Source organism: Pauljensenia sp. UMB6358, assembly GCF_030216865.1.
In the GTDB taxonomy this organism is placed as follows: domain Bacteria; phylum Actinomycetota; class Actinomycetes; order Actinomycetales; family Actinomycetaceae; genus Pauljensenia; species Pauljensenia turicensis_A.
Window position 1 is genome coordinate 1 of sequence record NZ_JASOMS010000279.1, and the last position, 237, is coordinate 237.

Consider the following 237-nt stretch of genomic DNA (forward strand, 5'->3'; position numbering starts at 1 on the left):
GTCCAGACCGCTGAAATCCGCCCGCGCCAGCCGCACCATTTCCGCCGGGGTGGTGCCCAGCTCGGTGGCGGCGTCGTCGTAAAAACGTGCGCCGAGTGCGGCGAGCATCCCGGCACCGCCGTCGTTCGTGGCGGAACCGCCCAGGCCCACCAGAATTTCGGTGGCGCCCTCGTCAAGCGCCCGCGCAATAAGCTGCCCCACCCCGGTGCTATCCGAGCGGCGAATATCGCGCTCCTC

Annotated in this window: 1 protein-coding gene; it reads right to left on the reverse strand. The window is 69.6% G+C overall.

Translation table 11 applies throughout. The features are described 5' to 3' along the window. The coding region (locus tag QP381_RS09460; protein ID WP_285068791.1) for a glycerate kinase at positions 1 to 237 on the reverse strand (237 nt) is incomplete at both ends.